Source organism: Paenibacillus sp. FSL P2-0136 (assembly GCF_037975325.1).
Taxonomy (GTDB): domain Bacteria; phylum Bacillota; class Bacilli; order Paenibacillales; family Paenibacillaceae; genus Paenibacillus_AQ; species Paenibacillus_AQ silagei.
In genome coordinates, this window is record NZ_CP150244.1 from 1,710,947 (window position 1) to 1,725,287 (window position 14,341).

A 14,341-nucleotide genomic window follows, 5' to 3' on the forward strand; every position below is an offset into this window, starting at 1 on the left:
TCCGCACACATACAAAGGAGGGCACAACTGTGGCTATGGACCGGACCCGTGTCGCCGTGGAGATATACGGAACTTCCTACAAGCTTGTAGGAAGCAGCACAGAATATATGAAACAGGTCGCCCGTCATGTCGATGAGCATATGCGTGCAATATCGAAATCACATTCCAGACTGGATACGCCGCGGATTGCGGTGCTTACAGCTGTACATATGGCAGAGCAGGCAATCCAGGTTCAGGATTTCAAGAATGAGCTGAATATGCTGACCGGTGAACGTACCGAGCTTCGCGTGGAGGTGTCACGCCTTCAGGAAGCGCAGCGTGAACAGCAGGAAGAATATGAGAAGCTGGAAGCGGCTGCAAAGGAAGAGGCGGCGCGGCTGATTGCCGCTGCCGAAGAAGAACGCTCCAGGCATCTGGAGCAGCAGGAGCAGGAGAGGCAGCTGCATGCCCAGCTGCTGGAGGAAGAGAAGCAGGCTGCGGCCGCCGGCCGCGAGCAGCTGGTGCAGGAGCTGAAGGCACGCGAGGAAGAGCTGAAGGCGCTGCGCGAGGGCCATGAAGCAGAGCAGGCTGCAGGCCGCGAGGCAGCGCGTCAGGAGCTGGAAGCCGCAGAAGCCATGCGGCTGCAGCAGCTGGAAGAGATGAAGGCTGCCCATCAGCAGGAACTGGAGCAGCTGCGCGAGACGCTGATCCGCGAGAAGACAGAGACGTTGTCTGCCCTGGAGCAGGAGCTACATGAGACCCGGGAGTCGATGGGCAGCGAGATCGTGGAGATCCGCTCCACGTTAAGCAAGGAGCTGGCTGATACCAAGGCTGCGCTCACAAGTGAGCTTACCGGGGAGCGGGAAGCGCTTGAGAAGGAGCTGGCCAAGAACAAGGAGCTGCGGCAGTCCCAGGGGACGCAGGAGCACCGGCACAAGCAGCAGCTTCAGGAGCTGGAGAAGCAGCTTGGCGAGCTGCGCGGCGGAACCGGGCAGCTCCAGTCCCGGCTGCGTGCGGCGGAAGCCGGGCTTAAGGGTGAACGCGATGCGCGGCTGACGCTGCTGGCGCAGTACGAAGCTGTGCTGAAGCGGGAGGAGCAGCTTGGCGAAGAGCTGAAGCTTGCCGCTGAGCAAGGAGAGCAGCAGAGTGCGGCGCTGGAGGAAGTGCGCAAGCAGGCTGCGGCTTCGCAGAGCGAGGCGGAAGCGCTCCGGAGCGGGCTGCGGGACGCAGAGGACAAGTTAAGCGCTGCGCTGGAAGAACTGAGCACAGCGAACGAGATGGGCACCCTGCTGAACGAAGAGCTGGAAGGGCTGCGCCAGCAGGTTGCAGCTGCGCAAAGCGAGGCCGAAACGCTCCGCAGCGAACTGCGGGACGCAGAGGGCAAGCTAAGCGCTGCGATGGAGGAACTGCACACGGCGAGCGAGCTCGGCACCCTGTTGAACGAAGAACTGGATGAGCTGCGTAATCAGGTTGCGGCTACACAGAGCGAGGCGGTGGATATCCGCAGCGAACTTCGGGATGTAGAGGGCAAGCTAAGTGAAGCGCAGGAGGAGCTGCATACTGCTAAGGAGCTTGGCAATCTGCTGAACGATGAACTGGAAGGGCTGCGCCAGCGTTATGAGCTGACGCAGGAAGAAGCGGCAGCACTGCGCACATCGCTGCGGGAGACCGCAGATCAGCTCAGCCGGACGCAGGTCGAATTCGACCGTACGGCAGAGGAAGCGGCATCCTGGCAGGAGCGTGCGAACAAGCATATGGAGGATATCAGCGAGCTGGAGATGAACCTTCTGGAAGAAGGGGAGAAGTCGGCAGCCTTGCAGCGCGAAGTGGAGACTCTTCGCGGACAGGCAGACGGCATGGTTCAGCAGCTTGATCAGGAGGCGCGGCTTCGTGCCGAAGCGGAGCAGGAGCTTGCCGTTCAGCAGGAGGCGGCAGAGACAGCCCGCAAGGAACTGGCTGCGCTGCGCGGCCGTTACGAGGAGCTGATTGCCCAGTACGACGAGATTCTTCAGGACGGGGAGCAGCTGAAGGAACGCTACGAACTGCTGGAAGCCGAAGGCGAGGAAGCTGCGCGGCGTCTGGAAGAGCTGTATGAGGCGGGCCGTGAAGCTGCCGCTGCGGCGGCGGAGCAGCAGGAAGCACTCCGCGAGACCCGGGAGTACGAAGCTACCTGGAAGCAGAAAGTTGAGGAGCTTCAACAGCGCGAGCAGCAGTGGAATGAGCAGGAAGCACAGCTGCGTGAGGAGATTGAGATCTGGCAGCAGGAGGCCGGGGAAGCCGAAGCCCAGGCGGAAGCAGTCAGCCGCTCACGTACTGAGGCGGCGCAGCAGCTGGATGAGATCGGCGAGAGCTATGAGATGGTCCAAGGCCAGCTGCGGCTGGTTCAGGCCCAGTTCGAGCTGCAGCAGGGAGAGCTCGAGAAGCTGTCCCAGGAGCATCGCAGCTTGCAGGCGGAATATTCCAAGCTACAGAGTGAATATAATGAATGGATTCAACTGATCGAACAGGACAGTTGAATGGCGGATGCATCACAGGAAGAGCTGTTGTAAGCAGGAATGCTTAGAACGGCTTTTTCTGCTGTGCAGGGACGGGGGACGGATTCCTCCTTAGGGGGACTGCAGGGGGGGCTGCTGCTCTAAAGTTGGCTGAAGTGAAGTATGGGACAGAAGTAATTTCTACTGGGGGGGAAGTTGGTGAAGGGAAGGGGGGAGTGAAGAAGACATCTAGGCTGCCATCTTGGACAAATCCTGCACTAAATACAACATTCGTACCTCTGAGGCAGCAAATTGCGGGAAATCCTGCCTAGAATGCAATATATTTCAGCCAACGACCGCTCCACTGGTAACATTCCTGCAAAATGTGCAACATTTGGCGTTCTCAAGCTACAATCCGATATGAATCCTGCAAAATGTGCAACACTTGGCGATAACAGCTCATGATGAGGAGCACAAGTGCTCCTGATTTCACCAGAAGTTAGTCAAATGAGCAAATGAGGAGCACAAGTGCTCCTGATTTCAGCAGAAGTTAGTCAAATTAGTAAATGAAGAGCACAAGTGCTCCTGAATCCACCAGAAGTTAGCCAAATGAGTAAATGAAGAGCATTAGTGCTCCTGAATCACCAGATGTGAGCTAAATTAGTTCGAACATATCTACGAAGAATACATTAGCCTAACTGCCTCCTGCATGGAGTGTTTTTGACATAATAAGTATTGCAACCGGTTACAACCCGGGGTAGGATGTTGGTTGAGGTGAACGGGATGGATAAGAAATGGGTCAGCGGCGTTGGGGTTATTGTGCTTTTTATACTGTTGTCATATTTGTTTATAGGCTTCGCGCGCCATTCTGCCCGGATGGGCAATATTGTCAAGGAATTAAGCGGCCAGCCCAGTCAGGACAAGCCCGGATATCATATTGTGCTGATCGAGCAGGAGCGGTACCACCCTTACTGGGAGATGGTCGAGAAGGGGGCCGCAGAGGCCGCAGCGAAATACGGGATAGAGATCGAATTCACGGGACCGGTGCGCAATAACATGGAGGAGCAGATCAGCCTGCTGGAAAAAGCGATTGCCGCTAAAGCGGATGCCATCATCGTCCAGGGGCTCAACGACGAGAAGTTCACGCCGGTGATTGATAAGGCGGTGAACCGGGGGATTCCGGTGATCACGATTGACACGGATGCTCCGGCCAGCCGGAGACTGGCCTATGTGGGCACTGACAATGTGGCTGCAGGTGAGGCGCTGGGGCGCATGGTAGTGAAGACAACTGGCGGAAAAGGCAAAATAGGCGTGATTATCGGCAGCGAGCTGGCCAAAAACCAGCTTCAGCGTCTGGACGGCCTGAAAAATATCGTAAAAGACTACGGCGGCATGGAGATTGTCGATGTCCGCAGCTCCAACATCTCACATATGGAGGCGATCCAGCAGGCAGCGGATATGCTGCGCTATCATCCGGAGATCGATGTCATGGTCGGCACCAGTTCAACGGATGCGTTGGGCGTCTTGCAGGCATCGAGGAGCCTGAAGCGCGGTCCGCTGACCATTATCGGCTTCGATAATCAGGCGGAGACACTGGATGCCATCAGCCGGGGGGCGATCACAGCGACTGTCGCACAGCAGCCTTACCTTATGGGGAATATGGCGGTCCGGCTGCTCCATGATTATTTTAATGGTGCCCATTTACAGACCCGGTATTATACCGGAGTGAAGGTACTGGATAAGACCAATGTGCAGGAGGGAGAGAGCCTATGAGTATCCGCCTGAAGTTGCTGATCTGTATTCCGCTGCTGGTGCTGCTGATGAGCTCGGTCTCCTTCGTACTGTTCCAGAGCGGGAAGAATGTGCAGGAGAGCTACCACCTGATGATGAACCGGATCATGCTGTATAAGGAGGTATCCTATGAGGTCGGCGAGAATATGCGCTCCTTGAACCGCTTCATTATGCAGGTGGATACCGACAGCTTCCCGGAGGTGGAGAAGCATCTGGGCGCGGTACTGGAGCTGCGCAGCAGGCTGGACGGGATGAATACCATCGGGGGCAGCGGCCTTCCGCTGATGAACTATAGCCACCTTATTGATACTTTTGTCGAGCAGGCGGGCCAGATGATCACGGAGATTGACGGACAGGATGCGAATTCGCTGGCAGGTGCCTATATCGAGGCGGAGCAGACGCAGCGGTTCATCCGTGAGGAGGCCCAGGAGCTGGTCGATTTGGAGCTGGACCAATATAAGCCGATCTACGCCGAGATTATGTCTACGACAGCGAAGCTGAACCGGATGGGCAGTCTGCTGGTGATCACCGCGGCGCTGCTTAGCATCTGTATGGCCGTCTGGCTGTCCAGCAGCATTACCGGACCGATCCGCCGCCTGGTGGCAACGGCCAAGCAAATCTCGAAGGGACGGATGGATACCAAGGCGCCGGAGAGTGTTAATAACGATGAGATCAGCATACTGTGCCGCGCTTTTAACGGGATGATCGATAATATCCAGGAGCTGATGAAGGAGAACATTAAGAGTGCGGAGAAGGACCGGCTGGTCAAGGAGCTGGAGCTGAAAATGCTGCAGAGCCAGATCAATCCGCATTTCCTGTTCAACACACTGAATTCCATCGCCAAGCTTGCGTATCTGGAAGGGGCGGCGAGAACCAGCGATCTGACCGTGTCCGTCTCGCGTCTGCTCCGCTATAATCTGCAAAAGCTGGACCAGGCTGTTCCGCTGCGCGAGGAGGTCGAGCATGTGAACGAGTATATCAACATCCAGCGGGCCCGCTTCCGGGACCGGATTGCTTTTGAGATGGAGATTGATGAGCAGGCGATGGACGGGATGGTGCCGTGTCTGACGCTGCAGCCGATCTTCGAGAATGCCTTCGTTCACGGTCTGGAGCAGATGGAGGAGGGGGCTATACTAACGCTATCGATCCGTTACCGCAGCGGGCAGGTGGAGATTGTAATCAGCGATAACGGAGCGGGCATGAACCGCGAGACGGTAGCCCGGCTGATGGGATCGATTCAGCAGGAGGCGCCGCATTCCAGCGGCAAGGGCCAGTCTACAGGGCTTGGGACACATAATGTTTTTAAAAGACTGCATTTATTCTTCGACGGCCAGCAGCTCATCGAGATCAACAGCAGTGAAGGGAAGGGGACGGCGGTGCTGTTCCGGCTGCCCTTCCGGACCTCGGCCTAGAGGCACTCATATGAAGTGAAGGGGGAAGCGATAACGATGTACAAGCTGCTGATCGCAGATGATGAAGCACTGGAGCGGGAGGGGCTGGAGCTGATGATCCGGCATCTTATCCCGGACAAATTCGAATTCCTGCATGCGGGGAACGGGCGGAAGGCGATTCAGCTGGCGGAGGAGCACCGGCCGGATATGATTTTCATGGATATTAAGATGCCCGGGATTCATGGGCTGGAGGCGGTGCGGCAGATTCGGGAGAAGCTTCCGGCGGCGCAGATTGTGATGATTACGGCCCATGACTACTTCGCGTATGCCAAGGAGGGGCTGCTGCTGGGTGTCCGCGACTATCTGCTGAAGCCGGCCCGGCGGGAAGAGGTGGCGGAGGTGCTGAGGAAGCTGATGGCGGTCATCGGGGAGGAGCGGCGGCGCAGGAATGAACAGCTGGAGCTGCAGGAAAAGCTGGCCCATCTGCTGCCGCTGGCCGAGAATGAGCTGACCCTGATGCTCATGCTGGAGCATGTGCAGGATCTGGAGCCGGAGCAGCTGGCCGGGCTGCTGGAGCTGCATTTCAGCAAGGGCTACGCGATGGTCCTGTCATTCCCCCGGCACGGGGAGAGCGGCTGGGAGACGTTCCGGCAGTCCAAGCGGGAGATCTATGAGGCGGTCAAGCAGTTTGCCAAAACAGGACTGGGCTGCCTCGCCGGACCGCTGGCCGGGCATCAGCTGGCGCTGTTCATTCCCTTGCCGCCGGGGAGGACCGGATATTCCCAGCGCGTCAGCTCGCTGGACTGGGGAGAGCGGCTCCGCACCTATACCCGGGAGCGCTTCAGCCTGCCCCTTGGCGTCGGGATCGGCTCGATCCGTGAAGGCTGGGACGGGCTTAGCCGTTCCTACCGCGAAGCCGTCCGCATATGTGCGGACCACCAGCATTCATTCGGTGTGCACCATTACGATGATATGATCCAGAGCTCGGGGCAGACGGCGGTCTCTCTGGATGAAGAGAAGAAGCTGCTTACCGCCCTGCTCCAGCGCAGCAAGCAGGAGGCCGCCCAGCGCTTCAGCCTGCTGTATGACTCCTTCGAGCAAGGAGGGGACCAGCCGCTGTCCGCCGTGCGTGGGGAGGTCATCGGCCTGCTACTGTTCCTGGCCAGAGGCGTTCACTCCACGGCCGGTGCAGAGCTGCTGGCTTCGCTGAACGCAGCGGAAGATCCGCGTGCTCTGCGGTTAAGCGCGGAGTCCTGGCTGGAGCGGCTGATCGATGGCCTGGAGGAGGAGCAGGAGCATCACCGGTCCCATGTGCATCAGCGGGCGCTGCTCTATATCAGCCAGAAATATAAAGAGGATATCTCCATGGAGCAGACGGCTGAATATGTGAACCTGAGCCCGCATTATTTCAGCAAATTATTCCGGCAGCATGAAGGAGAGACCTTCATCGACTATGTCACACGGCTGCGGATGAATGAAGCGAAACGCCTGATCTCTGAGGATCAGCTGAACCTGAAGGAAATCTGCTATGAAGTAGGCTATAAGGACCCGAATTATTTCAGCCGGGTCTTCAAGAAGGCTGCGGGGATGACGCCAAGCGAATTCCGCCAGCAGCAGGAGAAGCCGGGTCCTTGCTGAGTGAGCAAGGACTTTTTTGTGCTGTTGCCCCGGATTATCCTATGAAAGCCGGGGCGGAGAATTACATTACAGCAGGCAAGACCAAGAATGCGGGTGGAGGGCAAATAAGTGCAGGGAATCGCTGCTCCCGGGGCGGTTTTCCCATGCTACACTTTTTTTGTAAGCGCAATCAAATATAAGGCTGACGAAAAGGGGCGTAGCAATCGTGAGAAAATACGGAAGAGCAATTTCCCTCGGGCTGGCGGCGATGGTGCTGGCTGCATCGATGGCGGGCTGCGGTGTGGTCTCAAGCGGTGACAACGAGAAGAAGGAGTCTGCGGGAGCGGCCAAGGACGGGGACAAAATTGTCATCGGCATGTCCATGGATACCTTGAAGGAGGAGCGCTGGCAGAAGGACCGGGATATTTTCACAGCAAAAGTACAGGAGCTTGGCGGTGAAGTGAAGGTGCTGGCCGCAAACGGGGATGATGCTACCCAGCTAAGCCAGGCGGAGCAACTGATCTCCCAGGGTGTGGATGTGCTCGTGGTCATTGCCCATAATGCGGAGGCTACGGCTCCCATCGTGGATAAGGCGCATAAGGAAGGCATCAAGGTCATTGCCTATGACCGGCTGATCAACAATTCCGAGGTGGATTATTACATCTCCTTCGATAATGTGCGTGTCGGTGAATTCCAGGCTCAGGCGGTTATCGACAAGGCTCCTAAGGGCAATATCGTCTACATCGGCGGCGCAGATACCGATAACAATGCCCACATGTTCAAGGAAGGCGCGATGAATATTCTGAAGCCGCTGGAAGAGAAGGGCGATATCAAAATCGTCTACGACCAGTTCTCCAAGGACTGGAAGCCGGAAGAAGCGCTGAAAAATATGGAGAATGCGCTGACCGCGAACAATAACGATGTACAGGGCGTTGTAGCAGCGAATGACGGGACAGCAGGCGGCTCCATCCAGGCGCTTACGGCGCAGGGCATGGCGGGCAAAATTCCGGTATCCGGTCAGGATGCTGACCTCGCTGCTGTACAGCGTATCGCGGAAGGCGCACAGCTGATGACGGTCTACAAGCCGATCAACGCGATTGCCACGAAGGCGGCGGAAATGGCGGTGGCAGCTGCCAAGGGCGAGGCTATTTCGACAGATAAGACTGTTAACAACGGTAAAATTGATGTTCCATCCGTGCTGCTTGATCCGCTTGCCGTCAACAAGGATAACCTGGATGTGCTGATCAAGGACGGCTTCCACAAGCTGGAGGATGTGTATAAGAACGTTCCGAAGGACCAGTGGCCGAAACAATAAGGGCAGCCTGTACGGCAAGCAGATGCGGCGCCAGTGGCGAACCCGCATCTGCTTGCTGCTTGAGGGCGGGAAGGAGGAACGGCAGGCATGGATGTACTTGAAATGGTAGAGATCAGCAAGAGCTTCCCCGGCGTGAAGGCGCTGGACCATGTGAACTTCAAGGTGAAGCAAGGAGAGATTCACGCCTTGTGCGGGGAGAACGGCGCAGGCAAATCCACGCTGATGAAGGTGCTGAGCGGACTGTATCCTGCGGGGACATATGAAGGCGAAATCCGCATCGGCGGGGAGAAGAAGGCATTCCACCAAATTACCGATGCCGAGCAGGCCGGCATTGCGATTATCCATCAGGAGCTGGCGCTCGTGAAGGAGATGACGGTCGGCGAGAATATTTTCCTGGGGGCAGAGCCGGTGAAGCGCGGGGCGATCCAGTGGAATGAGCTGTACCATCAGGCTTCGCTGTGGCTGAAGAAGGTAGGGCTGAACCTGTCGCCGGATACGAAGATCGGCAATCTGGGCATCGGCCAGCAGCAGCTCGTAGAGATCGCCAAGGCGCTCTCCAAGCATACCCGGATTCTCATATTGGATGAACCGACAGCGGCGCTGACCGAGAGTGAGGTGTCCATCCTGATGGGCATTCTGAACCAGCTGCGGCGCGAAGGGGTTACCTGTGTCTATATCTCCCACAAAATGCCCGAGGTGTTCGCACTGGCCGATTCGATTACCGTGCTGCGCGACGGACGGACGGTGGCAACCCTGGAGCGCCAGGCGACGAACGACGATCAGGTGGTATCGCTGATGGTCGGCCGTGAGTTGACCGAGCGCTATCCGCGCGTCCCGCATTCACCCGGAGACAAGGTGCTTGAGGTCGCAGACTATAATGTCTGGCACCCGGAGAAGCGTCAGCAGAAGGTGCTTAGAGATATTGGATTCACGCTCCGTCAAGGCGAGATTCTGGGCATTGCCGGGCTGATGGGGGCCGGGCGGACAGAGCTGGTCAGCAGCCTGTTCGGCGCATATGGCGGAAGAAGCGAAGGTACGGTTCTGATCGAAGGCAAGGCCGTTAAGATCCGTTCGATTGCCGAAGCGATCAAGGCCGGGATTGCCCTGGTCACGGAAGACCGCAAGCGTCAGGGGCTGGTCATGGGGATGGATGTCAAGCGCAATACGACGCTGGCCACACTCGGCAAGGTCTCAAGGCTGGGAGTGATCAATGAGAATGAGGAGATCAAGTGGTCTGAGCAGTACGTGAAGGATCTGAAGACGAAGACAGCTTCGCTGGAGACGCTTGTCGGCACACTGTCCGGGGGGAACCAGCAGAAGGTGGTTATCGGCAAATGGCTGATGAGTGACCCCAAGATTCTGATTATGGACGAACCCACCCGGGGCATCGATGTCGGGGCGAAGTACGAAATCTATAATCTGATGAACAAGCTGGTGGAGCAGGGAGTAGCTATTATAATGATCTCCTCCGAGCTTCCCGAGGTGCTGGGGATGAGCGACCGGATTCTGGTGATGTGCGAAGGACAACTGGTACGGGAATATGACTGGCGCGAAGCAACACAGGAGAATATTATGCTGGCCGCCACAGGAGGCAGATAGAGATGCAGCTGCAAAAAGAGCTTAAGGAACCTGAAGCGGTTCCGGCCGCCGGAGGATCGCGCTTGCGTACCCTGTTCGGCAAAATGGATATGCGCGCCTATACAATGATTGGCGCATTGATTCTGATCTGGGTGTTGTTCGGCGTGCTGAATCCGACCTTCCTGACCTCGCGGAACCTGTCCAATCTGTTCACGCAGATGTCGGTGACCTCTATACTGGCTATTGGCATGGTGCTGGTAATCGTGGCGGGCCATATCGATCTGTCCGTCGGCTCCATCGTCGGCTTGACCGGCGGGATGGCGGCGATTCTCAGCAATTGGCTGGAGTTGCCCGCTATCGTGGTCATCCTGGGCACGGTTGCGGCAGGTGCGGTGCTGGGTCTGGTACAAGGCTGGCTGGTCGCCTATAAAATGATCCCCGCCTTCATTGTCACCCTCGGCGGGATGATGGTGTTCCGCGGGGTGCTGATGGGCGTGACCGAATCCATGACCATTCCGGTATCTGATCCGGTGCTGGCGCTGCTCGGCAATGCCTATTTTGCCTCAGGCTTCGGAATCATTCTCGGCGTGCTCGCAGTGGCTCTGCTGCTGTATAGCGCGTTCACGAAGCGGCGCTCCCGCAAGAAATACGGGTTCACCGTCGCCCCGCTCGGCATGGATATCGCGAAGGTAACAGGACTGTCCCTGCTCGTGGTAGTCTTTGTGGCCTTGATGAACAATTACAAAGGGATTCCGTTCCCGATCATCTTCGTCATTGTGCTGGCGGTCATCTTCTACTTCCTGTCCACCAAGACGACCTTCGGCCGCCATATCTACGCCATCGGCGGCAATATTGAGGCTGCGCGGCTCTCCGGCATTAACATCAGACGCAAGACGATGCTGGTCTTCATCCTGAGCGGCTTGCTCGGCTCCATCGCCGCCATCGTGCTGACCTCCCGCCTGGCCTCGGCGACCATTACCGCAGGCAATATGGCCGAGATGGACGCGATTGCCGCCTGCGTCATCGGCGGAACCTCGCTGATGGGCGGAGCCGGAACGGTCATTGGCGCTCTCATCGGGGCGCTGGTGATGACCTCGCTCGATAACGGCATGTCGCTGATGGGACTGGAGTCGTTCTGGCAGTATGTGGTCAAAGGCTCGATCCTGGTCATCGCCGTCTGGCTGGACATTTCAGGCCGCAGCAAGGGTGTGAAGTAAGAGCAGGGGCTGTAGCAGCCGCTTAAGCATACAGAGCAAATAAGCCGGAAGGGATCTTGTCCCTTCCGGCTTATTTGCTGACTAGGAAATCATGATTTTCGTCCGATATGGATAAGTTGTGTGCGTAGGTGCAAGAACCGAATGTGATCGGAAAACCGATTACATTCGGCACGGCGGAGGCGAGTGAGCCGAATAAGGTCGCAAAACCGATTACATTCGGCACGGCGGAGGCGAGTGAGCCGAATAAGGTCGCAAAACCGATCACATTCGGCACGGCGGAGGCGAGTGAGCCGAATAAGGTCGCAAAACCGATTACATTCGGCGCTGCGGAGGCGAGTGAGCCGAATAAGGACGGAAAACCGATTACATTCGGTGCGGCGGAGGCGAGTGAGCCGAATAAGGTCGCAAAACCGATCACATTCGGCGCGGCGGAGGCGAGTGAGCCGAATAAGAACGGAAAACCGATCACATTTGGCGCGGCGGAGGCGAGTGAGCCGAATAAGGTCGAAAAACTGACCACATCCGGCTATACCGCAGGCATTTTGTTCAAATATAAGAATTTATATGTTCCACGCTATACATTATCCTTCTATTTCTCGCCAAAACGGTACCGTCCTTTAAAAGGACGGCAAAGCCGTTTCCACTTGCGTAATTCGGCCCCTTGGAACTGGAGTGCTTACTCCACAATAATCTTGGCGGTCATTCCGCTGTGGCCGGAGCCGCACATGATGGCACAGGTCATTTCGAAGGTTCCGGCTTCCTCGGGCAGGACAACCTGCGAGGCGTTCTTGGCATCCAACCGCAGCTTCATCTCCGGGATTAGTATGCCGTGATTGCCGCTCTCATTTTCGAAGATGATTTTGACAGGGACGCCCTTCTTCAAATGGTATTCCGGCTGGTCAAAGCTATAATTGGTGGCTGTAATTACGAGTTCTTCCTCCGCCGTCAGATTGCTCCCGGCAGCTGCGTTGTTTGCGCTATCAGAATTGCTCGTGTTCCCTCCGCAGGCCGTTAGCAGAAGCACAAATATAATAGAACAAAGAATAGCCGACTTCCTGATCATATGCATCCTCCTCATCTACTTGGGCAGTTGACCTTAGCATAGCCTAAATCGGTCAAGTTGTCTTGATCAATCTATGAAAAAGACTCCGACCGCCGCCGTCACCACCGCTGCAAACTTTGTCGAATTTTGCAAAAATATGATGCAAAAGAGTTTAAAATTAATTATAATTAAGCCTAATATAATTAAAGCTTCATATTATTCGGCTAGAAGCAGGGGAGTCAGATCATTATAGATTACGCGTTGCAAAGTGCAGAGAGATGGCACCGGAGAATATTGTATGGCTACTGGATCATCGTACTCTGTCTGCTGCTCGCCCAGTTCCTGTATATGCTGTACTCCCGTTCGGCTGAGATGGAGACGATCTTCAGTCCCGGTAAGGGGCATATGTTCATAGTCTGCAACCTGATGATTGTCCTGAGTATGGCTTCTGCCGAGGTCTGGCTGCGGCGCTCGCTCCGTTATCATAAGCAGGCGGTTGTGGTCTGCAGTTTTGTGGTTTCCTATTTGATGTATTTTGTGCTGGAGCCTTATGTAGACGGTGCCCAGATGCTGCTGCTGATGCCCCTTATGCTGGCCCTCATCTATTTCGACCAGCGGCTGCTGTACTCGCTTGGAGCATTTAGCATTGTATTCTACGCTGGGGTATACTTTGGGCTTGAACGGCCGCTGCTTGGCAAGCCGCTGCTGGAATTCGTGCTGGTGGAGTGTGTGTATGTTGTCTTTGCCCTGACGGCGCAGGCGGTGATCCTCCGTGGCCGCGAGACGCGCGAATATCTGGAGCAGCTCACCAAGTCGGAGCAGGAGCTAATGGTAGAGCGGGCGATTTCGGACAAGCTGCTGAAGATGGATGCGTTAACCGGCCTGTATAATCACAAGACGTTCCATGAGTATCTGGATTCGTTGTTGGAGCAGTGTGAGAACAACGGATTGAGGCTGCAGCTGGCGTTAATGGACATCGATAATTTCAAGCAGGTCAATGACAGATACGGACACTGGGTGGGCGATCTTGTGCTGAAAGAGGTAGCGGCCAAGATGGGCAGCCTGATCGGGTTGAATGACTTCGCGGCAAGGTATGGCGGGGAAGAATTCGCAGTGATTTTTACGGATAAAAGCTTCCAGGAAGCCTACGCTGCTGTCGAGCAAATGCGTATCAGCATTGCTGCCATGTGCCATCCGTATGCCGGGAACAAGCCCATTACGGTCAGTATCGGACTGTGTCACTACCAGCTTGGAGACGGCAAGGAGCTGCTGTTCCGCAAGACAGACGATTCGCTGTATACGGCCAAGCGCGGCGGGAAAAATGCTGTGGTGACCTCCGCGGTCACTTCCGGTGAAGTGCATAAACTTACAGAAAACCCCCAAATTCCGATATAGACCGGGAGCTGGGGGTTTCATTGTCTGCATGTGCCTTGCGCCGTTATTTGCCTGCTTCAAACGGAGTGGATACCGGCAGGAACAGATCGATGATCCCGATGACCAGTGCGGCAAGCAGGGCACCAAGCACCGAGACACTGACACCGCTGACGACAAACTGGGCAATCCAGATGACCAGGGCGCTGACCAGGAAGCCGACGATACCGCGGCCGAAGGGCGTTGTTTTTTTGCCGAAAATGCCTTCAACGACCCAGCCGAGCAGAGCGATCACCAGAGCAAGCATGAATGCGCTCCAGAATCCCCCGACCGTGAACTGCGGTACAATCCAGCCGACCACCATCAGCACGATTGCAGCGACCACGAACCGTACTACATGAGCTAAGAATCTCAATGAACTAACCTCCTTTGGCGTTCGCTTAAGGATATGTGCGTTGTTATTGTAGCCCGAAGCCGGTTTTCTATGCCCAGAAATCATACCCAAATAGCGAAAATGGGCTAAATTAGGTATAATGGTTCCATCTATGAAGGGAGCTGTGACAGTA

At 56.2% G+C, this 14,341-nt stretch carries 11 protein-coding genes; 8 read left to right on the forward strand and 3 right to left on the reverse strand.

The features are described from left to right. The first annotated feature begins 29 nt into the window (after nucleotides 1–29). The 7 genes from NYE26_RS07080 to NYE26_RS07110 all read left to right on the forward strand — a co-directional run bounded on the left by NYE26_RS07080 (nucleotide 30) and on the right by NYE26_RS07110 (nucleotide 11,362). A complete protein-coding gene (locus NYE26_RS07080) occupies nucleotides 30–2,495 on the forward strand; it encodes a hypothetical protein (protein WP_339254916.1) in 2,466 nt (821 codons plus the stop codon). A gap of 741 nt (nucleotides 2,496–3,236) precedes the next feature. Further along, nucleotides 3,237–4,226 carry a sugar-binding protein gene (locus tag NYE26_RS07085; protein WP_036722668.1) on the forward strand — a complete coding sequence of 330 codons (990 nt, stop codon included), beginning with the start codon at nucleotides 3,237–3,239 and terminating at the stop codon, nucleotides 4,224–4,226. Next, entirely contained in the window at nucleotides 4,223–5,656 is a 1,434-nt protein-coding gene (locus NYE26_RS07090) for a sensor histidine kinase (RefSeq protein ID WP_339254918.1), read from the forward strand. The genes NYE26_RS07085 and NYE26_RS07090 overlap by 4 nt, the downstream gene beginning before the upstream one ends. Before the next feature lie 36 nt (nucleotides 5,657–5,692). Beyond that, nucleotides 5,693–7,273: a helix-turn-helix domain-containing protein gene (locus NYE26_RS07095; RefSeq protein ID WP_339254920.1), complete on the forward strand. Its 1,581-nt coding sequence runs from the start codon at nucleotides 5,693–5,695 to the stop codon at nucleotides 7,271–7,273. Nucleotides 7,274–7,538: 265 nt separating this feature from the next. Continuing rightward, entirely contained in the window at nucleotides 7,539–8,567 is a 1,029-nt protein-coding gene (gene xylF / locus NYE26_RS07100) for a D-xylose ABC transporter substrate-binding protein (RefSeq protein WP_339257379.1), read from the forward strand. Between the two features lie 87 nt (nucleotides 8,568–8,654). After that, the gene (locus NYE26_RS07105) at nucleotides 8,655–10,166 is read left to right on the forward strand and encodes a xylose ABC transporter ATP-binding protein (RefSeq protein ID WP_209878383.1); all 1,512 of its coding nucleotides are present in this window, start codon (nucleotides 8,655–8,657) and stop codon (nucleotides 10,164–10,166) included. Between the two features lie 2 nt (nucleotides 10,167–10,168). Continuing rightward, entirely contained in the window at nucleotides 10,169–11,362 is a 1,194-nt protein-coding gene (locus NYE26_RS07110; protein ID WP_339254922.1) for a sugar ABC transporter permease, read from the forward strand. 70 nt (nucleotides 11,363–11,432) lie between these two features. On the opposite strand, the gene NYE26_RS07115 is transcribed toward NYE26_RS07110, so the two are convergent. Beyond that, a complete protein-coding gene (locus NYE26_RS07115; protein WP_339254924.1) occupies nucleotides 11,433–11,882 on the reverse strand; it encodes a hypothetical protein in 450 nt (149 codons plus the stop codon). 156 nt (nucleotides 11,883–12,038) lie between these two features. Beyond that, a complete protein-coding gene (locus NYE26_RS07120) occupies nucleotides 12,039–12,425 on the reverse strand; it encodes a cupredoxin domain-containing protein (protein ID WP_036722528.1) in 387 nt (128 codons plus the stop codon). A gap of 240 nt (nucleotides 12,426–12,665) precedes the next feature. Between NYE26_RS07120 and NYE26_RS07125 the strand changes: the two genes are divergently transcribed. Next, complete coding sequence (locus NYE26_RS07125; protein ID WP_235191749.1) at nucleotides 12,666–13,799, forward strand: diguanylate cyclase; 1,134 nt, start codon at nucleotides 12,666–12,668, stop codon at nucleotides 13,797–13,799. Between the two features lie 43 nt (nucleotides 13,800–13,842). On the opposite strand, the gene NYE26_RS07130 is transcribed toward NYE26_RS07125, so the two are convergent. Further along, the gene (locus NYE26_RS07130) at nucleotides 13,843–14,190 is read right to left on the reverse strand and encodes a phage holin family protein (RefSeq protein ID WP_036696706.1); all 348 of its coding nucleotides are present in this window, start codon (nucleotides 14,188–14,190) and stop codon (nucleotides 13,843–13,845) included. Nucleotides 14,191–14,341: the final 151 nt, after the last annotated feature.

Coding starts and splice junctions, on each gene's coding strand:
- NYE26_RS07085 (WP_036722668.1), top strand. CDS start 3,237: ATGGATAAGAAATGGGTCAGCGGCGTTGGGGTTATTGTGCTTTTTATA.
- NYE26_RS07090 (WP_339254918.1), top strand. CDS start 4,223: ATGAGTATCCGCCTGAAGTTGCTGATCTGTATTCCGCTGCTGGTGCTG.
- NYE26_RS07095 (WP_339254920.1), top strand. CDS start 5,693: ATGTACAAGCTGCTGATCGCAGATGATGAAGCACTGGAGCGGGAGGGG.
- xylF (WP_339257379.1), top strand. CDS start 7,539: ATGGCGGGCTGCGGTGTGGTCTCAAGCGGTGACAACGAGAAGAAGGAG.
- NYE26_RS07105 (WP_209878383.1), top strand. CDS start 8,655: ATGGATGTACTTGAAATGGTAGAGATCAGCAAGAGCTTCCCCGGCGTG.
- NYE26_RS07110 (WP_339254922.1), top strand. CDS start 10,169: ATGCAGCTGCAAAAAGAGCTTAAGGAACCTGAAGCGGTTCCGGCCGCC.
- NYE26_RS07120 (WP_036722528.1), bottom strand. CDS start 12,425: ATGATCAGGAAGTCGGCTATTCTTTGTTCTATTATATTTGTGCTTCTG.